Genomic DNA, 18,497 nt, shown 5'->3' with positions numbered 1-18,497 from the left:
TCCTCTAATTAAAACTCTATATCTTATGAGCACTAAGTTGAGTGCTGGACCGTTCGACTTGCATGTGTTAAGCACGCCGCCAGCGTTCGTCCTGAGCCAGGATCAAACTCTCCAATTATATTTGAAAAATTCGATTTCTAGCTCTTGTTGTTGTTTCGGAATTACTCTTCGTTAGCTTTCGCTTGACGAGAGTCATGTGTTTCTTTTCCATCCATCCACTGTTTAGTTTTCAAAGACCGGTTGCTTTGGGGCTGATATCTTCTCAGCGCCCCGGGTTATTATGTTACCATAAAGGATTACTGTTGTCAAGCCAGTATATTCCTTTAATTTGGTTCCCACCGCCGCACTTTTCGGCGCAATCGGGAATTCCATTTTAACACTCCAGGTCCAGCTTGTCAACCAGGTACTTACTGGTAACTTTTTCGACACATTTTGGACCTTTCAAATTCTTTTCCATTTGCGCCGTTCAGCGCAGCCGGAAGCTTATCTTAACACTTGGAATTCAGCTTGTCAACAAATTACCTGCAGGAAATTTATGTTATTCTTCTGAAGTAATGAAGCCAGGCTGGCGGAGCCAACCTGGCCTATGTATGCTTGACATCAGTCGCGCGGTTTCATCAAGGGGAACAAGATTACATCCCGAATTGAGTACGAATTGGTGAGCAGCATTACCAGCCGGTCGATCCCGATCCCGAGACCGCCTGCAGGCGGCATGCCGTACTCAAGGGCATTTATATAATCTTCATCCATCATATGAGCTTCTTCGTCACCAGCCCGCCTCTTCTCTGCCTGGCTGACAAAACGGCCTCTCTGGTCAATAGGGTCATTCAGCTCTGAAAAGGCATTGGCCATTTCCCGCCCGTAAATAAACAGCTCAAAGCGGTCGGTAAGTTCCGGGTCTTCAGCCTTTCTTTTGGCCAGTGGCGAAATCTCCACAGGGTAGTCTGTAATAAACGTTGGTTGAATTAGTTTGGGCTCTATTATTTCTTCGAAAATTTTATTCAAAATTGAGCCGCGTGTGTCAGAAGCCTCCAACTCAATGCCTAGCCTGGCCTGTTTTACGACAGTCTGGGCTTCCGCGGCAGTTTTGATCAGGCTGAAATCCAGACCTGAGTGCTGCTTTACAGCTTCAAGCATGGGGATCCTGTCCCACTTCGGGGCAAGGTTAATCTTAGTGCCCTGGTAATCAATACTGGTGGTGCCCAGCACTTCCGCGGCGACAGATGAAATAAGCTCTTCTGTAATATTCATCATATCGTTATAGTCGGCGTAAGCCTCATACAGCTCAAGCATGGTGAACTCTGGATTGTGTTTGGTGGAAATGCCTTCATTGCGGAAGTTCCTGTTGATTTCGTATACTTTCTCAAAGCCGCCCACTAAAAGCCTTTTCAAATAAAGCTCAGGGGCTATTCTCATATATAAGTTTATATCCAGAGCGTTGTGGTGAGTGATAAAGGGCCTGGCCGCGGCGCCCCCGGGGATCACCTGCATCATTGGAGTTTCAACTTCCAGGAAACCCCGGCCGTCCAAGAAATTGCGGAAAGCCCGGACAATTTTGCTCCTGGTCTCGAATACTGCCATTACCGCGGGATTAACTATTAAATCGACATACCTCTGCCGGTAGCGAAGTTCAACATCCCTGAGACCATGCCATTTTTCCGGCAGCGGCCGCAGTGACTTAGAGAGCAGCCTGAGCTTGGCTACGGCAACAGTTATCTCACCCATGCGGGTTTTAAAAACACTGCCTTCAACACCAATAATATCACCAATGTCGAGCTTGCCGAACAGGTCATATGTTGCTTCACCCACATCATTTAAACGCGCATAAATCTGGACCTGGCCGGTAGCGTCCTGGATGTGGGCAAAGGACGCCTTGCCCATGCCCCGTTTGGACATGATCCTGCCGGCAATAGTCACAGGCTTGTTTTCCAGGGCCAGGTAGTTTTCCACGATAAAACGGGCCGAATGGGTACGCTCAAAACGGCCGCCATACGGTTCAAGCCCTCTGCCGCGCATTTCCCCCAGTTTCTCACGGCGGACCCGCATCAGCTCATTGAGGTCCTCAACCAGGTTGTTGTTCTCGCCCCCTGTGGCAATTTCAGTTTCTTTTTGCTTATGTCCCAAAATTACACCCTCCAGAAAATCACTTGCCGCAAATATCCATGATCTGGAATTTTAGCTGGCCTGCAGGCACACTCACTTCAACGATACTTCCTTTGGCCTGGCCCAGAATAGCCTTGCCTACCGGTGATTCGTTGGAAATTTTATTTGCCCCGGGGTCAGCTTCAACAGAACCGACAATAGTATATTTAACCTCATCGCCGCATTCCAGATCTTTAAGCAGCACAGTGGAGCCTATAGAAACCAGTTTTGTATCCAGGTTTTCGTCATCAATAATTTTAGCGTTACGCAGCATTTTCTCCAGAGTCAAAATACGACCTTCAATAAAGGCCTGTTCATTTTTGGCATCCTCATATTCCGAGTTCTCGCTGATATCACCAAACTCAATAGCCTGTTTGATCCGTTCGGCCACTTCTCTCCTTTTAACAGATTTAAGCTGCCCGAGCTCGTCTTCAAGCTTTTTTAGGCCATTTACAGTTAATATTACTTCCTTCTCTTTCATCAACTTAGTCTCCTTACCTCTGGAATACATTACAAAACAATATATGTCTTACCCCTTTTATTATGCGATACCAGAGCAAAAAGGCCCTTAGTACACTTAAAGCACTGCAAAAAACTCCCTTTGCAGTGCTTGTATAGTGCAACGATAAAACTACCGGTACACCAATTTTTTCGCCGCTAATTTACCGGCCCGGCTTAAAAAAAATGACTTGATTTTGCAAAGCCAGGCGCCTTTCTTTTCCTAAACATTATAAGAAGATGGCCTAACTTTGTCAAGGCCATCTTATCCACAGGCATTTAATTCCTGGTCCTATTTTGCCAAAGCTGGGATGAGCCGGCTTCCTGCGGCCCGCAGCTTGATTTCCTTGATTTCTTCGCTTGTAACAGCTCTGCCGAAACTGCGAAATCCTGCCAATTTAAAGCCGTGCTTTTTAGCCAGGCCGGAAATTTCTTCTACCTGCTTGATGGTCAGTTCCCTTCCCAGGGTGTAGCTTTCGTAACGGTTTTCCAGAGACAAAATCATGGTTTCCGCCATACAAGCGTAAGCAGTCCCCGGCGGAAAACCGAAATTCAGATTAAAATTCACATCTCCGGGAACTTCTACCACGCCTCCCTCAATGACGAGCACGTCATGGCGCACCTCAGCCACCCGCTTTGACACGTCCCTAGGCCGGGCCACGTCACAAACCACGGCGCCTGCTTTAAGGTCCTCAGGTTCAATTACGGTATCAACCGCACTGGTGACAGTAATTATAATATCTCCGGAACCCAGGGCCTTTTTCGTATCGGCAGTCACCTTTACAGCAAGCCCGGTATCATAAAGGATTTTTGACGCGAGGTCCTCCAGTTTGCGCTCATCCCGCGCCACCAGGGTCATATTGCACACTTCCCCGGCCAGCATCATGGCGCATACCCGCCCAATGGAACCTGTTGCGCCAAGAATTACAACGGTCGACTTTTTCAAGTCGTGGCCCATCATCCCTGCCGCCGCCTTGGTCGCTTCGACGGCCGTGGCGACAGTATAGCTGTTGCCGGTGGTAACAGGGATATTTAAATTGGCGGCCACGGTTATCCCCGCGTCGCCGACCACCTTGGTGAAAGCACCCAGGCCAAATATTTTGGCACCCAGTTTTTCTGCCACACGGCCCCCCTGGATGATCTTTTTTATAACATAATCCTGGGGCAGGCTCATAATCAACCTGGTCGTAAGGGGACATGCTATAAACCAACCCTCTGTCTCCGCGTGCGCAGAGCGAATCCCCGTAATATGAGCGACTTCCATAGAAGGGAGCATGGCAAAGGCCCGTTCAATCAACTGGTCGGGAATAAACCGTGCGAATTTAAATTTTTTAGCGACATCCCCCGCGTTAGTGGGGTGGATCATAAAAGCAAAGTTCTGCAACAATTATCCCCCTATCCTTTAATAGCCCGCACTAGCTGCACTATCTTATCTATTTCAACAAACCTGTCTTCCTGAATAGGCGACTCACCGATTTCAAAGCCTACAACTTCCTTGTTCAATACAGCCTCAAAAATCTTTATCCGCTGATCTGAACCTATAACTATCAACTGGTCATAAGTATGTACCTTTGCTATCATTTCCATTACGAAATCGAATATGTCAAGACCGCTTTTTTGCTTTAAAAACTCCCAGTACTCCCCCACAGACATCAGAAAAACAAGGTCGACTCCTTCCTGCTCCAGAGCGTCCTCTACCTCTTTTTTATTCAGAATGGGGAACCCTATTACCGCAAGCCCGCGGCCTTTTCTAATCTCTCCGAGGCTTTCCAGGCGGCAGACCAAGGTCCGGTCTACGCCCAGCCTTGCGGCAACCTCGGTTTGAGAGAGACCTCTAGCCCTCAGGCTAAGGATTTCTCCCACAGCCTGGTCAATTTTACGCCGGCTGATGATCTTATCTCCTAAACGGATCAGTTCCATAGAATCTACCTCTATGTTATTTTAACCGTTAAATCAATATATATGTGCACAAAGTTGTGTACAGACAAATTTTATCAAAAAAATAAGGCCTTTTTCAAGTGGCCACAGGTGTTTTAGTAATATTTTTATTTCTCTTTATTACTGCACTTTTAGCGCCTTATACTCATCCATTAGATTGTACTACCAAGCCTTCCAACAAATCTTTAATCTCCCGCTGAGACTTGGCCTTATTAATTAAATCCCTCAGGCGGGCCGCCCCGGGCAGTCCTTTCATATACCAGGCGGCGTGTTTGCGCATTTCCCGCACCGCCACGTCCTCACCCTTTATTTCCACCAGCAGGTGAAAATGCCTCAATGCCATGGCAACCCTTTCTTCAAGGGTTGGGCCGGGCAGCAGTTCACCTGTTTTTAAAAAGTGTACAGCCTGCGAAAAAATCCAGGGATTGCCCAGCGCAGCCCGGCCGATCATAACAGCGTCACAGCCCGTCTGTTCCATCATGGCCAGGCAGTCTGCGGGGTGCCAGATGTCCCCGTTGCCGGTTACCGGCACGTCCACTGCTTTTTTTACTTCGGCAATGATCCCCCAGTCCGCTTTCCCAGTGTAAAACTGGGAGCGGGTGCGCCCGTGCACCGTTACCGCGCACACTCCCGCCTCCGCCACCAGGCGGGCTAGCTCCACCGCGTTCACCGATGACTCGTCCCAGCCTTTGCGCATCTTAACTGTCACGGGTATCTTTACCCGCCGCACAACTGCCTTGACTATCGCGGCCGCCTTCTCCGGACTCCTCATCAGGGCTGAACCTTCACCGTTTTTAACTATTTTCGGTGTCGGGCAGCCCATGTTAATGTCTATGATCCAGGCGCCGCGGCCGGCCACAATTTCCGCGGCTTCAGCCATATAGCCGGGGTCGGAGCCAAAGATTTGCATACTGACGGGGCCGGCCTCGCCCGATATGTCCAGCAGGCTGCAGGTTTTGGGGTTCCCATATAAAAGAGCCTGGTCGCTAACCATTTCGGTGTAGACCAGGCTGCAGCCGGCTTCTCTGGCTAAAATCCGGAAGGCTCTGTCCGTGATACCCGCCATGGGAGCGGCTATCACCGGGTTCTCCAGTTCAACGGGACCTATCTTCAACGCTGCACATTCCTCTCGTAAATAAGCCGCAGCCCATACAAGGTCAGAAACGGGTCGACTTTTTCTATATACATGCTTTCCTGCGCTATCAGCGAGGCCAGCCCGCCTGTTGCGATAATTTTAGTATTTTCACCCAGCTCTTTTTTCATCCGCCTGATAATTTCGTCCGCCTGCCCGACAAACCCGTAAAAGATTCCGGCCTGCATGGCATTTACAGTGTTTTTCCCGATTATCGCCTGTGGCTTTGCTATTTCAACCCGCGGCAGTTTGGCTGCCCTTTCAAACAAGGCTTCTGTTGAAATGCTGATGCCGGGTGCTATGGCCCCGCCCAGATATTCACCCTTGGCATTTATAGCGCAATAAGTGGTAGCTGTGCCAAAATCAACAATAATGAGGGGGGCGCCGTACTTTTCTATGCCCGCCACCGCGTTTACAATCCGGTCCGCGCCGACTTCCCTGGGATTTTCATACTTAATCGAAAGCCCTGTTTTTATGCCCGGGCCGACCACCAGCGGGGTCAGGTTGAAATATTTCTGGCAGACTCTTTCCAGGGTAAAAGTTAACGGCGGCACAACAGTGGAAATAACCACAGATTTAATCAGGTTCATCCCGATGCCGGAAAAGGAGAACAATTCTTTCAGCGTGATGCCGTATTCATCGGATGTACGGTGGCGGTTTGTAGACAAGCGCCAGTTAGCAACCAGTTTATTTCCGTCAAAAACGCCTAAAACTATATTTGTATTACCCACATCAAAAACCAGGATCATGGACATCACCACTTTCCCTATTGCTATAGACCATTCTACCAAAGTGGCAAAGCCTGCGCAATATCAGCCTCCTGCTCAGGCATCAGCTTTGGCATGATGCGGGTTTTTCCGTACAACTTCCAGGGCTTCAGTCAGAGCCCGGATGATATCGACTTTAAACTGCTGCTTCAAGGAATTGGTCCTTTTCAAAACTTCTCCTTCAGTTGTCACCACATAGATGGTGGGGAGGTTATTGAGGGCCACCGCGCTCAGATCCAGCCTGCACCGGTCACAGCCGCAGATATCCTTGTTGGCCCTTAGTATTTCATCGATAGTCTCGTCTACCAGAATTTCCATCACATTTAAAAGGCGATACATTTAAATCATCTCCCTTCTTCAACTGTTTCGATTTTATTCTCCGCAAAGTACCATTTTCCTCTATTTATTGCATCTCATTTCTTTCGCTCAGGCCATAGGCGTTTAGTCTCCTGTAAACAGCCCTGGCCAGAATCGCAGCCGCCGCGGCCTTGACCAGGTCAAGGAGGATAAATGGTGTGAAACCTATGGTTATTGCTGTCGCAATCGAAACAGTTTTGCCCAGGTAGAAGTTAAGGATCAGATAAAGATAGGGGACACCAATCAGGTCATAAACCAACACTCCCGCGGCCATGGCCAGGAAATAGCGGGCAAAGCCGCTTTCTTCCCTGTTTTTGAGCAGTGACCCGGTAACATAAGCGCTGAGAATGAACCCGAGCAGAAAACCGAAAGTGGGCTGCAGGACATAGGCCGGACCGCCAAAGGGGGGCGAGACAAACACAGGGAGGCCGACAAGCCCAAGCAGGATGTAAACAACCATGCTCAGCGCCCCCAAACGGGCGCCCAGCAATCCTCCTGCCAGCATTACAACAAAAGGCTGAAGGCTGAAGGGAACGATACTGCCGGCATAACGCACCAGCATCGCCGATACTACGGCCAGGGCAGCAAAAACTGCGGTCATGGTAATGTCACGCGCCGAAAACTTGGACAATTCGTTCATCTCCTTTTTGCTATAAAAGTAAACCATCATTTACTAGCAGGTTAACAATAAACACATACATCTCCCCAGAATACAGGAGTCAGGAGTCAGTATACAGAATAAGATCAAACCAAAAATTTTTATTCTGTCTTCTGAATTCTGAATTCTGTCTCCTTTTCATTACTTCATACGCAAAGATACTTCACCCGATATTACCCGCTGGAGTTCCCCGCCGGGCAGGCGCAGGAGCAGCGCTCCATCACTGTCGATATCTTCAGCCCAGCCCTCCCATGACTTGTTTGGCGCGTGTATACGCACCTGACAGTGCAGGGAAACAGACATCTCCTTCCAGCTGGCCAAAACAGGTGTAAAACCCCGTTCCAGCCAGATCTCGTACCATTGCTCAAACTCAGCGAGCGCGGCCCGGATCAGCTTCACCCTGTTAATTTTTATGCCTGACGCTGTTCTGAGTGAAGCCGCGCTTTCCCGGAATTCTTCAGGAAAGTCAGTTTGCTCCTGGTTGACATTGATCCCTATGCCAACAACCATGTAATTAATCCTCTCCATCTCAGCGCTCAGCTCAGTCAGTATGCCGCATATTTTCCTGCCGCTCACAAGCAGGTCGTTGGGCCATTTAATGCCCACTGCAATCCCGGTCTCTTTTCGAATCGCCGCCGCCACAGCAACAGCCGCCAGCATGGTCACCTGGTTGGCTTCGGGAGGCAGCACCGGTGGACATAGAATCAGGGAAAACCAGATCCCCTTATATTTGGGGGCAAACCATCTCCTTCCCAGCCGGCCTTTGCCGCCTGTCTGTTCTTCAGCCACAACCACGGCGCCCTCAGCGGCGCCCTGTCTGGCCAGTTCCTTGGCAGTCTCGTTGGTAGTGGACACTGAATCACAGTAGTATATTTTCCTTCCCAAAAACCGGGTTGACAGCCCGTCCAGGATCTCCTCCGGGTAAAGCCTGTCCGGGATGCCGGTCAGGGTATAACCCGCCCGGGGACGCGCTTCAATCTCGTAGCCGCTTTCCCGCAGGACCTGCATGTGCTTCCAGATCGCAGTCCGCGTTACATTGAGGCTTTTGCAGATATCTTCCCCGGATACAGGCTCCGGCCGCCTTTCTTTAAGCAGCCTCAGGATAGCGTCTTTCAAAAGTTTCACCTCAGACACATTTTACCTTAAAAGTATTTTTAACGTCAACCTCTTTTATCGTCAGGGTTAACCATTAAGGTCAGGCATACACCCTTGAACGCTATGCAGGAAATGATCCTGGCTCTGTCAAAATTAAAAAAGAGATACTTTTCAAGGTCAGGGACGAACATGCTGTCAAACAACTTCTTGCCGATAAACAAGAGGGTCTTTATTTTTTTACTGGCTGGCCTCCTGGCTCTGCATGGAATTACTGCCGCTGTAATAGCACAAAAGTTCTCACGCCCGGGCGGCCAGCGTATGCCCTCAGATGACCTGGAAACGATTGCCCTCTGGGTGGACCAGGTAAAGCAATGCAGCGGCTATAAAGTTGTTATACTTGGAGATTCGGTCATACACGGGCAAGCTGTGGCCAGCGGCCTGGAAACACTGCCCGCGTATATCGCTGAAGAACTGCGGCAGCGCCTGCCGGACAGAGACGTACACGTGTTCAATCTGGGCATGCCCGGCGGCGCCCCGGCGGAGGTTTATTTTGTACTGGATGCCCTGGCGGGCTCAGGAGTAGATCTTTTCATCTATAATATAAACATGGCCTGGTTCGCCCGGGAAAACACGCTGGATCACCCCGCGGTTACCAGGCTTAAGGGTGTTCCGCACGCTTTGGATTTACCGGCTCTGGGCATACAGATGGAAGAATCAAACCGCACACCCGCTGAGGAATGGTTTGCGCAGCATGTGCTTAACTACTGGCAGCCTTACCGTTACCGGATCCTGATCAATTACTGGCTCTGGGGCAAACCCCTGCGGGAAAAAATTGAAGACGCTAAAAAAGACATTCGCCTGATTCTTCCCTTTGCTGAAGAAAAACTGCCGGAGACAATAGAAATGAGGCGCCGCTGGTACGAGAAGGACTGGGAAGGCAAACTGGACCCGGACGAAGGCAGGGTTGGCGCATTCTACCTGACAGGTGAGAATAAACAATGGGTGTTTTACAGAATGCTGCTGGATACCGCCGGCAGAGAAAGCATCCCCCTGGTACTGTTTATTACCCCCCGCAACTATGAATTGCTGGAACGTTACGATATGATTGACAGGCCGGCCTACAGCAAAAATTTATCTATTGTTTTGGACGCTGCCAGCTCAGCGGGGTTCCCCGTCCTGGATTACGGCAGCTCCATACCTTATGAAAATTTTTCGGATATCGTCCACCTGCTGCCTGAAGGGAACAAAATCTTAGCTAACAAAATCACCCTGGACCTATTCGATCAGGGGTATATTAAGAGGTAACCTATGGTTTGGAACAGTTCACTATACGGTGTTTTTACAGTCCTGGTCTTTCTGACATACTGGTTTATTGTCCCCGCTGCACTCAGGTCCGCCGTGCTCCTGGCCGCCAGCTGCGGGCTGCTCTTTGCCCTCTTCCCGGCGCCAAGTTTGCTGATCCTGGCCGTGGCGACAGTGGTATATCTGGCGGGTGAATGGATCGACTCAGGACAAACCGGCTGGAAAGCTGTTTTTTTTCTTACAGTGTTGGGGGTACTGGGCGTGCTTGCCTACTACAAATACTTTCCCCTGGCAGTCCAGACATACAATGATATCGGCCGGTGGGCAGGCAGCCCGGTTAGGTATGCTGTCCCGGAAATTATAATCCCCGTAGGGGTTTCCTTTTTTACCTTCCGCTTTATTCACTACCTGGTTGAGGTGAAAAGAGGCGCCATTGAAAGCAGGAGTTATTTCAGGTTTCTCCTCTACACTTTCTTTTTTCCGATTATCACCGCCGGCCCTATTGAACGCTACAACCGCTTTGAGTCTCAGCGCGCGGAAATAAAGGGGTTCAAATGGGAATATGCGGCAGAGGGATTGCCCAGGATAATTCTCGGCCTGTTTAAAAAAATCGTCATCGCCGATTCTATCGCCTTACTGTCAGCGGAATTGAGCAAACCCGGCCTTAACGACGTCGCTTACCTGGTGGCTGTTTACAGCTACGCCTTTAAGATCTTCTTTGATTTTTCCGGGTACTCCGATATCGCCATTGGGACCGGCAGGCTGTTTGGCTTCCAGGTCATGGAAAATTTCAACGCGCCGTACCTCCAGCGCAATATCTCCCTTTTCTGGAAAGGCTGGCACATGTCGCTGACAGGCTGGTTCAGGGACTACCTGTTTATCCCCCTGGGCGGGAGCAGGGGCAAGCCGGCGCGGACCGTGGTCAATACCTTGATTGTGATGGCGGCTACGGGCTTCTGGCACGGCGCGGCCTGGCACTTCATGTTCTGGGGCCTTTACCACGCGGTGGGCTTGTTGATTTACCGCTTTTACAACCTGCTGGTCGGCGCCCGCCTGAGTGACAGGTTTAAAAACAGCTGGCCTGTCAGGGCTTTGAGCGTTGCCTTGACTTTTAATTTTGCCGCTTTTGGCTGGGTATTTTTTGTTAATGACTTTGCCCAGGGGATGAATGTGTTAAAGATTATTTTTCACATTTAGGCGCAAATAAAAACGGAAGCAAAAAGAACGTCCCCTTGCTTCCCTCCCCTTGCTTCCACTTGCTTCCAGATGGAGGTTTTTGTTGTGAAAGGTCTGCTGGCTGACATTTGCAAAGCATGCTTTTGGCTGCTGCTGATCACTGTAATGGTTCTTTTTTCAACCAGCGGGTTTTCAGAGTTCATCTACCGGGCGTTTTAATTTAATCTCTTTTACATCCAGGCTTATGTCCAGTGACTTTACCGAATGAGTCAACGCTCCGGATGAGATCAGGTCGACCCCGGTCTCAGCGATAGCCCGTATTCTCTCCTCAGTGACACCGCCCGAAGCTTCCACCAGCGCCCGTCCGGCGACAAGGCGCACAGCCTCCCGCATCTCCGGCGGGTCCATATTGTCAAGCATGATAATATCGGCGCGGGCTTCCAGCGCCTCTTTCACCCCGGCCAGGTCTTCCACTTCTACTTCTATTTTAATGGTATGGGGGCAGTTGTTCCTGGCCGCCTCTACGGCAGCCTTTACACCGCCCGCCACTTTTATATGGTTGTCCTTGATCAGTACGGCGTCATCCAGCCCAAAGCGGTGATTGTGCCCACCGCCCATCCGGACCGCGTACTTTTCCAGCATCCTCAAGCCGGGACTGGTCTTTCTGGTGTCTACAATACGGGCTTGGCAGCCTTCAACCAGTTTAACCATCTGCGCTGTCCTGGTGGCTATGCCTGAGAGATGCTGCAGGATGTTCAGGGCCAGCCTTTCTCCGGTCAGGATCGCTCTGGCGCTGCCGGCCAGTTCCACCAGCACCTGCCCCCGCTCCACCTTTTGCCCGTCCTGGACCAAAGCCCGGTATGCGATAGACGGGTCAAGCATTTGAAAAACCAGCTCCGCCAGCGGCAGTCCGGCCACAACCCCGCCGGCCTTGGCCACGATATACCCGTTTGAGGCGGCGTCAGGCGGGACAATACTGTTGGTGGTTATATCACCCGCTCCTATATCTTCACTCAGGAACCGTTCCAACATCTTTCTTAGTTCTACCGGATTCAGATTCACATTATCGCCCTTTCAGTATTGGGGACATTCCCTGATCTTGGGGACATACCTCCGACCCTAGAGTAAGACTTCAAATGGAGGTGTGTCCCCAGTCCGCTGACAATGTGTCCCCTTTCCTTTATATGTTATATTTATCTTTCAAAAATTTAGTTGTGAAGTCCTCCAGGGAGGTCTTCTGGACGTCGAAGCCGTTAACCAGAGCCTGCGCGTACTCATGGTCAAAAATGTACACACCCTCGCCCACGTCCTGGGATATACCGGCGCGCACGTTCAGGTAGCGGGCAAAGCCTTCGGTCAGGTTTTCCTCAATCCAGCCTTCCCAGGTATAGGGGACATCTTCTTTGTACTTGTTCATCAACTTTTCATCTTTCTTTAATTTACCGGCCAGGTATTTAAAGGACCAGCCGCCGGTAAAGGTCCTGAAAAACTGCTGGTTAAGCTCATTAAAAGCCATCGCCCAGATTTTTTCCTGGCTGCTGTTCCACCTGATGGTGTAGAGGGAGTCCTTTTCCCGGCTGAAACCGGAAGCGCCGATCAGCCGCATGCTGATCATAAGCTCTAAAACATCTGGCTTCTCTTTCAGCTTAATTCCCGTCTCTTTCTCCATAAAGCGGACAATGTCAAAATCCTTGTCCACCCTGGCTGTCGCGGCGTCTGCCTTTTGCTTCAACAAAGGCTGGATCTGGTTGTAGTGGGGCAGGGCGTAGTTCGCGCCATACCAGGAGTAAAAATCGACCAGTGTGCTCCTGTTTTTGCTGAAAGAACGGTCATCCTTCATGAACTGGATTATTTCGTCCAGCCCGGCTCCCTGTTTGCCTTTTTGAATCAGCCTTTCAGCCATCGGCTGAGGAAGGTAGTCGGCCATAATCTGGTTTAGCTGGGAGCGGCGGTGGTCGTCCCATTTACTGTAGGTGTCATAGAGCCAGCTGTAATGCGCCGCGTAGCCGGGATCCCGGTCGGCTTGTTCCCGCAGTCCCGCCCACATGGCCTGGCTCTTGACATTGGCCCGGTAAATCTCCTCCGAAGATTCAAACAAAAAAACGCTGAAATCCTCTGCTTTTATGACCAGAGGTTTTTGGACCACCTTATTGCTCTTCCAGGGAATACACCCACTGATAAGAAATGTTGTTGACACCATACTGATTAAAACTATAATGCCCAGCAATCTAAAAACTTTTTTTTTCACCGCTCGCACACCCCCCAAATGATTAAAAACACAGCTGTCACATGGGCAAAACTAAATTAAACAAGCGTTACTCTATTTATTCCCTTAATGTCCCAACTATAATATAGCTCTGTCATTTATTGCAAAGTTTTTATAATATCCCAAGCTTTGTTTTCAAAATTAAAAAAAAGAAGCCAGATATGGCGGTAATCAGAAACAGGCACTTTTATGTAACTTTCATACCGGTCAAAATATTCCTTGGCAGCTTGCTCCAGCAGCCACTTCTCATCCAAGATAATCACCCCGTGCATGTTTACCTTAGATAATAGATTACTCTACGGGGACTGAATTTCCTGCATCACCCTGGAGAAAAGATGTTAACAAGGCGGATGCGGGGGTTTATAAAATATTTCAGCAATAAACCGGCTTCTCTGGTATATTAATACTAACTTGTTATTTCAAGAAAGGAAGGGCAAAGTGGTTAAGTTAAAAGAAATGGTCCAGTTAGCGGAAATACTTGGTGAAAGGCTGAGGGATGAAAAACCTGACGAAAAGCTTGTACTCAGGTGCGTAGAGGCGATCTGGCCATACATTTACCCCTACGGGCTGCTGTCATATATTAAAGAGCACGCTGCAGACCCGCCTGAAAAAATAGACAAGCTCAAGGCTGACAAAATTCTCAAAGCCGTACTTGGCCCGAAAAGGAAGTGGCGCGGCTTCATCATGGGGCTTTGCCACACTTACCGGGAAAGACACAGCCTGAAGCGGGCCAGGGTAAGGATGGTGAACAAAGCAGCCTTAAAAGGAGTCCCGCTGTCTACTGAGGAACTGGACAACCTGGCTGAAAAGTTCCGTGAACAGGCGCTGACCTGTGACCGCGCCATCAAGGAGGTGGAAATGGGGCTTTTTCACCCGGCCTCTGCCGTGGAGCAGGTCAAATTAGCTAAATCAGTCCGCAACGATGAGAATATCCCCATCTTTCTCCGTTTCAGCCGATACCTTGATTTTGAATGGCTGCTTAGTTTGCTGCCGGCTGAAACGCTGGAGGTTTTTAAATCCCGCTATGATAAACCTTCGCTTCAAACTCTGTCTTTTGACGCGCTGCAGGAATATATCTGTTTCAACGACGAATTGTGGGCTGATTTCAAGGACAAGCTGCTTAAGACCTACCTGAAAGCAAATTAATTTTCAGCTGAACAGTATTTAGGGTTTATTAAATAAAAGCTGTACCATATTAAACGGTACAGCGTGTTAATGATTTTATTAGTGCTTTGCTTATGGAAAAAGCTTTACTGCTTTTTCCCCTTAAACTTTTTATCTTTACTAAACCGCTTTTTAACTATTTTTTAATAGCGGCTGTTTTTGCTGAAGCAGTCAAAACAGTAAACAGGCCTATCCCCGCTGGGCCTGAACGGAACTTCGGTTTCAGCACCGCAGTTGGCACAGGTTGCGGGAAACATTTCGCGCTGGGGACGGGGCCCGCGGTTAAAACCGCCTCTGTTGTTCCGTTGTTTTCTGGCCGCCCGGCACTGGGGGCAGCGTCCCGGCTCGTTCGTGAAGCCTCTTTCCGCGTAGAACTCCTGCTCGGAAGCAGAAAAGTTAAACTCGGCGCCACAGTCACGGCAGGATAGGGTTTTGTCTTGATACACTTGGAAAATCCTCCTCAAATTTAGTTTGCTCAAATGGCTCAGGTGATTCACTTATCTTTGGTCTCCTTTACCATTTAAGCGGTTGAGAAGGATTAAGTGAACTGGACCTACGTTACCTATTATTGAGCTTAACTTATATTTTACCCTTAATATCTTTGAAAGTAAAACATAAAGTTCATTTTTTGCGTTTTTTGTGCTCAAAAAAGAAAAAGGGGGTTTATGTTTTGAGTAAATTAGTTACGGTTACCACCTTTTTTGACGCCAATGAAGCACATATTACAAAAGGTCTGCTGGAAAGTGAAGGAATTGAAGCCTGGGTTTTTGACGAACTGGCAGCGGCATATACGCCCATTGTCACAGGCGGGGTCAGGCTGGTGGTAAAACAAGCCGACCTGGCCAGGGCCAGGGAGATACTCGGCTTAACTGATTAAGCCAATTATTGCCCTTAAAACAAGAACACTGCTTGCGCTCCGGCTAAATGTAGGTGCGAATTCATTCGTCGGAGGAATGGGGACACATCTCTATTTCAGGTATTCCTTTGTTGACGAGGTATGTCCCCAGGCCTCAACAAGTTCGGCGCTCCGCGCCTTGTTCGATTAAAATCGAACCTACAGATTTTCATCCTTCGTGGCGCCTTAAGCGCCTATAAAGGTGTCCCCTTCCCCGCGCCTGGGCGGGCGCGGCCCAAAGAACTGGTAGTAATTGCACTGAATTCTGCCATTGTAAAGCTTTCGTTTCTTGTCGGCCTTCCGCCCGAAAAAACGTTCAAAAGCGGGGTGTGAGGTAAGGATGTAAAAGGACCAGGTATCCAGTTCTTTAAATACCTTGCCCATATTCCGGTACAGTTCCTCCACCTGGCGCATATCCCCCAGGCGCTCGCCGTAAGGCGGGTTGCAGATAATATATCCGAATTTCCGCTTGGAACGCAATTCAGAAACAGGGAGCTTCTGAAAAAACACTTTCCCCCCAACCCCGGCCTGATCGGCATGATAACGGGCCAGGTTAAGCGCCTCCCCGTCTATATCTGAACCGAAAACCTGCAGGTCCCGGTCACGGGAAACAGCCTCAAGCGCCTCCTCCCTGGCTTTCAGCCAGTGCTTCTTAGGAATAACAGGCCAGTCTTCAACCGCGAAAGCCCGCTTCAGCCCCGGGGCCATATTCAGGCCGATTAAAGCCGCCTCAATGGGAATGGTCCCTGAGCCGCAAAGAGGGTCTATTAATACGCGCCGGGGCTGCCAGCGGCTGAGCAAAATCATTGCCGCGGCCAGGGTTTCCTTGAGTGGAGCCTGGCTTCCCAGTTTGCGGTAACCCCTTTTATGCAGGCCTGCCCCGCTGGTGTCAATGGTCAAAGTGGCTGTGTCATTAAGCAAAGCCACCTCTATGTTGTAGCGGGGGCCGCTTTCCTCAAACCAATTCTTTTTATATTTCTGCTTCATTTTTTCAACCACGGCTTTTTTGACAATGGCCTGACAGTCGGGGACACTATGCAGCTGTGATTTAACTGATTTTCCCTGTACCGGAAACACGGCGTTTTCCGGTATCCAGTCGGTCCAGGGGAGAGCCCTGGTCCGCTCAAAGAGCTCGTCAAATGTTAGCGCTTTGAACTCACCCATTTTAACCAGGACGCGGTCAGCGGCGCGCAGCCACAAGTTTGCCCTGCAAATGGCGTCATTGTCTCCCGCAAAAGTGACTCTGGCGTTTTCCACCATCATATCTTCATAGCCAAGTTCTTTAACTTCACGCGCCACTACCGCCTCCAGTCCAAATGTGGCAGTGGCGATCAGCTCAATTCTGCTCATATGATTTCTCCGTTCATCAGGCTTAATTGATTATACCCCGGCTCGCTAGTAAATATTTCGGGGAAGCAAAGGGACGGGTTGGACCCGTCCCCTAATACTATCTTCTGAATATTATATGCTTTTGCCAGCGCTGGTGGGGGTCGGGGTAATCCACCCGGTAGTGCCCGCCCCGGCTTTCCCTACGGGCAAGGGCTGCTTCGGCCAAGAGTTCTCCTACCTGGAGCATGTTTTTAACCTCCATCTGCTCCGCGGTTTCCACCCGGCGCCGTTTTAAGTGGCTCCACTTGTCAAAGAATTTTAAAGCTTCCTGCAAACCGCTACCGCTGCGGACAGGCCCTACTTTCTCACCCATCAGCACTTCCAGTTCCTTGCGCAGAGACGCGTAGTCGATCTGCACCGGCTCCAGCAGCCAGTCACAGGCAAACTCCAGGCGGCGGGGATGGTAATCTTTCAAAAAGTGTTTGGTTTCATCAACAATCCTGCCGCCAAACACCAGGCCTTCCAGCAGGGAGTTGCTGGCCAGACGGTTGGCGCCGTGCACGCCCGGGCAGGATACCTCGCCGCAGGCGTAAAGCCCCCTGATGCTTGTCTCGCCGACAAGGTTGGTTTTAACCCCGCCCATCATGTAATGGGCGGCGGGAGCTACCGGGATCCGGTCAACAGTAATATCCAGGCCGTATTCCGCGCAGGTCCTGGTGATATTCGGGAAGCGCAGTTTTACCTCTTCGGGATCCAAATGGGTCACGTCAAGAAAAACCTTGTTTGAATTGGTCGCGGCCATCTCTTTCAGGATCGCCCTGACCACAATATCCCTGGGAGCCAGTTCGGCCAGGTCGTGGTAATGGAGCATAAAACGCTGCCCCCGGTTATTGCGCAGGTAGGCGCCCTCGCCCCGCACCGCCTCCGAGATCAAAAAGCGCGGCGCACCGGGCAGGTTTAACACGGTGGGGTGAAACTGGAGGAACTCCATGTCCATCACTTCCGCGCCGGCGCGGAAGGCTATGGAAATACCGTCACCTGTCGCTATTTCAGGGTTGGTGTTATGTTCAAATATGCGTCCCAGTCCTCCTGTGGCCAGCACCACGGCTTTGCCCCGGAATACCTTGTAGGTCTTGTTCTGCCGGTCATAAGCCAGTACTCCGTAACAGGTGTTCTCGCGCACCAGGAGGTCCACTACGTAATGGTTTTCCAGGACCCTGATTTTTTCGTTTTCCTTAACCCGCTGGGTCAGCACCCGCTGGATCTCAGCACCGGTGGCGTCACCGCTGGCATGCAGGATGCGCCGCTGGCTGTGCGCTCCTTCTCTGGTCAGTGCCAGACCCCGGCTGTCCCGGTCAAAGATGGCGCCTAAGCCGATCAACTCTCTGACCCGGTCCGGGCCTTCGCTCACCAGTGCCGCCACCGCTTCCGAGTCACACAGCCCCGCTCCGGCTACCAGAGTATCCTCCCGGTGCAGCGCCGGTGAGTCAGAGTCTCCAAGAGCGGCCGCAATACCCCCCTGAGCCTTGTCAGTGCCCGTATCCATCATAGTCTGCTTGGTGAGTACGGTAACCGAACCGCCCGCGACAGAAGCAGCCAGGGCAGTATATAACCCGGCTATGCCGCTTCCCAGGATTACATACTCCTCTTCTTCCTGGGGCAGGTCCCGGGTATCGAAGTTTACCATATACCTTTCGGGCAAAGAATCCCCTCCCTTTACATAACTGCCGGCATTACCGGGTGCGGCAGGGCGCCCCATCCGCCCCGTACAGTTACTA

General features: G+C 50.4%; 19 protein-coding genes and 1 rRNA gene. 4 read left to right on the top strand and 16 right to left on the bottom strand.

Annotation, left to right across the window (positions count from 1 at the left end; genetic code table 11):
* From Pmgp_RS11910 to Pmgp_RS11865, 10 genes are all read right to left on the bottom strand, one after another.
* Positions 1 to 118, bottom strand: a 16S ribosomal RNA gene (locus Pmgp_RS11910); the annotation flags it as partial.
* 482 nt (positions 119 to 600) lie between these two features.
* A complete protein-coding gene (lysS, locus tag Pmgp_RS11905; RefSeq protein WP_134214207.1) occupies positions 601 to 2,046 on the bottom strand; it encodes a lysine--tRNA ligase in 1,446 nt (481 codons plus the stop codon).
* Positions 2,047 to 2,143: 97 nt separating this feature from the next.
* Positions 2,144 to 2,623 (bottom strand): transcription elongation factor GreA, encoded by a 480-nt coding sequence (gene greA / locus Pmgp_RS11900; protein WP_134214198.1) that lies wholly within the window; start codon positions 2,621 to 2,623, stop codon positions 2,144 to 2,146.
* A 309-nt stretch (positions 2,624 to 2,932) separates the two neighbouring features.
* Positions 2,933 to 4,024 carry a shikimate dehydrogenase gene (locus Pmgp_RS11895; RefSeq protein ID WP_134214197.1) on the bottom strand — a complete coding sequence of 364 codons (1,092 nt, stop codon included), beginning with the start codon at positions 4,022 to 4,024 and terminating at the stop codon, positions 2,933 to 2,935.
* 11 nt (positions 4,025 to 4,035) lie between these two features.
* On the bottom strand, positions 4,036 to 4,560 hold the full coding sequence (locus Pmgp_RS11890; protein WP_134214196.1) for a helix-turn-helix domain-containing protein: 525 nt from the start codon (positions 4,558 to 4,560) through the stop codon (positions 4,036 to 4,038).
* Positions 4,561 to 4,723: 163 nt separating this feature from the next.
* The gene (dusB, locus tag Pmgp_RS11885) at positions 4,724 to 5,692 is read right to left on the bottom strand and encodes a tRNA dihydrouridine synthase DusB (RefSeq protein WP_134214195.1); all 969 of its coding nucleotides are present in this window, start codon (positions 5,690 to 5,692) and stop codon (positions 4,724 to 4,726) included.
* The gene (locus Pmgp_RS11880) at positions 5,689 to 6,459 is read right to left on the bottom strand and encodes a type III pantothenate kinase (protein ID WP_134214206.1); all 771 of its coding nucleotides are present in this window, start codon (positions 6,457 to 6,459) and stop codon (positions 5,689 to 5,691) included. Before Pmgp_RS11880 ends, dusB begins: the two co-directional genes overlap by 4 nt.
* Before the next feature lie 75 nt (positions 6,460 to 6,534).
* Positions 6,535 to 6,816 carry a late competence development ComFB family protein gene (locus Pmgp_RS11875; protein WP_134214194.1) on the bottom strand — a complete coding sequence of 94 codons (282 nt, stop codon included), beginning with the start codon at positions 6,814 to 6,816 and terminating at the stop codon, positions 6,535 to 6,537.
* 64 nt (positions 6,817 to 6,880) lie between these two features.
* Entirely contained in the window at positions 6,881 to 7,465 is a 585-nt protein-coding gene (locus Pmgp_RS11870; RefSeq protein WP_243119823.1) for a biotin transporter BioY, read from the bottom strand.
* A 168-nt stretch (positions 7,466 to 7,633) separates the two neighbouring features.
* Positions 7,634 to 8,617, bottom strand: a complete 984-nt coding sequence (locus tag Pmgp_RS11865) for a biotin--[acetyl-CoA-carboxylase] ligase (RefSeq protein ID WP_243119825.1) — start codon at positions 8,615 to 8,617, stop codon at positions 7,634 to 7,636.
* An 84-nt stretch (positions 8,618 to 8,701) separates the two neighbouring features.
* Between Pmgp_RS11865 and Pmgp_RS11860 the strand changes: the two genes are divergently transcribed.
* Both Pmgp_RS11860 and Pmgp_RS11855 read left to right on the top strand, forming a co-directional pair.
* Positions 8,702 to 9,892, top strand: coding sequence for an SGNH/GDSL hydrolase family protein (locus Pmgp_RS11860; protein ID WP_153189212.1), 1,191 nt, complete (start codon positions 8,702 to 8,704; stop codon positions 9,890 to 9,892).
* Between the two features lie 3 nt (positions 9,893 to 9,895).
* Positions 9,896 to 11,086 (top strand): MBOAT family O-acyltransferase, encoded by a 1,191-nt coding sequence (locus Pmgp_RS11855; RefSeq protein ID WP_134214192.1) that lies wholly within the window; start codon positions 9,896 to 9,898, stop codon positions 11,084 to 11,086.
* Positions 11,087 to 11,257: 171 nt separating this feature from the next.
* Here the strand turns inward: Pmgp_RS11855 and nadC are convergent, their stop codons facing one another.
* From nadC to Pmgp_RS19765, 3 genes are all read right to left on the bottom strand, one after another.
* Positions 11,258 to 12,127, bottom strand: a complete 870-nt coding sequence (nadC, locus tag Pmgp_RS11850; RefSeq protein ID WP_134214191.1) for a carboxylating nicotinate-nucleotide diphosphorylase — start codon at positions 12,125 to 12,127, stop codon at positions 11,258 to 11,260.
* 118 nt (positions 12,128 to 12,245) lie between these two features.
* Positions 12,246 to 13,313, bottom strand: a complete 1,068-nt coding sequence (locus Pmgp_RS11845) for a hypothetical protein (RefSeq protein ID WP_134214190.1) — start codon at positions 13,311 to 13,313, stop codon at positions 12,246 to 12,248.
* 116 nt (positions 13,314 to 13,429) lie between these two features.
* A complete protein-coding gene (locus Pmgp_RS19765) occupies positions 13,430 to 13,585 on the bottom strand; it encodes a hypothetical protein (protein WP_192902915.1) in 156 nt (51 codons plus the stop codon).
* A 184-nt stretch (positions 13,586 to 13,769) separates the two neighbouring features.
* Here Pmgp_RS19765 and Pmgp_RS11840 point away from each other — a divergent pair, with 184 nt between their 5' ends.
* The gene (locus Pmgp_RS11840) at positions 13,770 to 14,477 is read left to right on the top strand and encodes a hypothetical protein (protein WP_134214189.1); all 708 of its coding nucleotides are present in this window, start codon (positions 13,770 to 13,772) and stop codon (positions 14,475 to 14,477) included.
* A gap of 161 nt (positions 14,478 to 14,638) precedes the next feature.
* Here Pmgp_RS11840 and Pmgp_RS11835 read toward each other — a convergent pair whose 3' ends face one another.
* Positions 14,639 to 14,941, bottom strand: coding sequence for a zinc-ribbon domain containing protein (locus tag Pmgp_RS11835; protein ID WP_134214188.1), 303 nt, complete (start codon positions 14,939 to 14,941; stop codon positions 14,639 to 14,641).
* A gap of 224 nt (positions 14,942 to 15,165) precedes the next feature.
* Here Pmgp_RS11835 and Pmgp_RS19760 point away from each other — a divergent pair, with 224 nt between their 5' ends.
* Positions 15,166 to 15,372, top strand: coding sequence for a putative signal transducing protein (locus tag Pmgp_RS19760; RefSeq protein WP_192902914.1), 207 nt, complete (start codon positions 15,166 to 15,168; stop codon positions 15,370 to 15,372).
* A 204-nt stretch (positions 15,373 to 15,576) separates the two neighbouring features.
* Here Pmgp_RS19760 and Pmgp_RS11825 read toward each other — a convergent pair whose 3' ends face one another.
* Together Pmgp_RS11825 and nadB are read right to left on the bottom strand one after the other, a co-directional pair.
* Positions 15,577 to 16,740, bottom strand: coding sequence for a THUMP domain-containing class I SAM-dependent RNA methyltransferase (locus Pmgp_RS11825; RefSeq protein WP_134214186.1), 1,164 nt, complete (start codon positions 16,738 to 16,740; stop codon positions 15,577 to 15,579).
* 97 nt (positions 16,741 to 16,837) lie between these two features.
* The gene (gene nadB / locus Pmgp_RS11820; protein ID WP_134214185.1) at positions 16,838 to 18,421 is read right to left on the bottom strand and encodes an L-aspartate oxidase; all 1,584 of its coding nucleotides are present in this window, start codon (positions 18,419 to 18,421) and stop codon (positions 16,838 to 16,840) included.
* Positions 18,422 to 18,497 lie beyond the last annotated feature (76 nt).

The organism is Pelotomaculum propionicicum, assembly GCF_004369225.1.
In the GTDB taxonomy this organism is placed as follows: Bacteria; Bacillota; Desulfotomaculia; order Desulfotomaculales; family Pelotomaculaceae; genus Pelotomaculum_B; species Pelotomaculum_B propionicicum.
This window is presented reverse-complemented; position numbering and strand designations above follow the sequence as displayed.

Excerpts from the sequence above, each read along its gene's own strand:
- Pmgp_RS11825 (WP_134214186.1), bottom strand. The coding sequence starts at position 16,740 with ATGAGCAGAATTGAGCTGATCGCCACTGCCACATTTGGACTGGAGGCG.
- Pmgp_RS11890 (WP_134214196.1), bottom strand. The coding sequence starts at position 4,560 with ATGGAACTGATCCGTTTAGGAGATAAGATCATCAGCCGGCGTAAAATT.
- lysS (WP_134214207.1), bottom strand. The coding sequence starts at position 2,046 with ATGCGGGTCCGCCGTGAGAAACTGGGGGAAATGCGCGGCAGAGGGCTT.
- Pmgp_RS11880 (WP_134214206.1), bottom strand. The coding sequence starts at position 6,459 with ATGATCCTGGTTTTTGATGTGGGTAATACAAATATAGTTTTAGGCGTT.
- Pmgp_RS11855 (WP_134214192.1), top strand. The coding sequence starts at position 9,896 with ATGGTTTGGAACAGTTCACTATACGGTGTTTTTACAGTCCTGGTCTTT.
- greA (WP_134214198.1), bottom strand. The coding sequence starts at position 2,623 with ATGAAAGAGAAGGAAGTAATATTAACTGTAAATGGCCTAAAAAAGCTT.
- Pmgp_RS11875 (WP_134214194.1), bottom strand. The coding sequence starts at position 6,816 with ATGTATCGCCTTTTAAATGTGATGGAAATTCTGGTAGACGAGACTATC.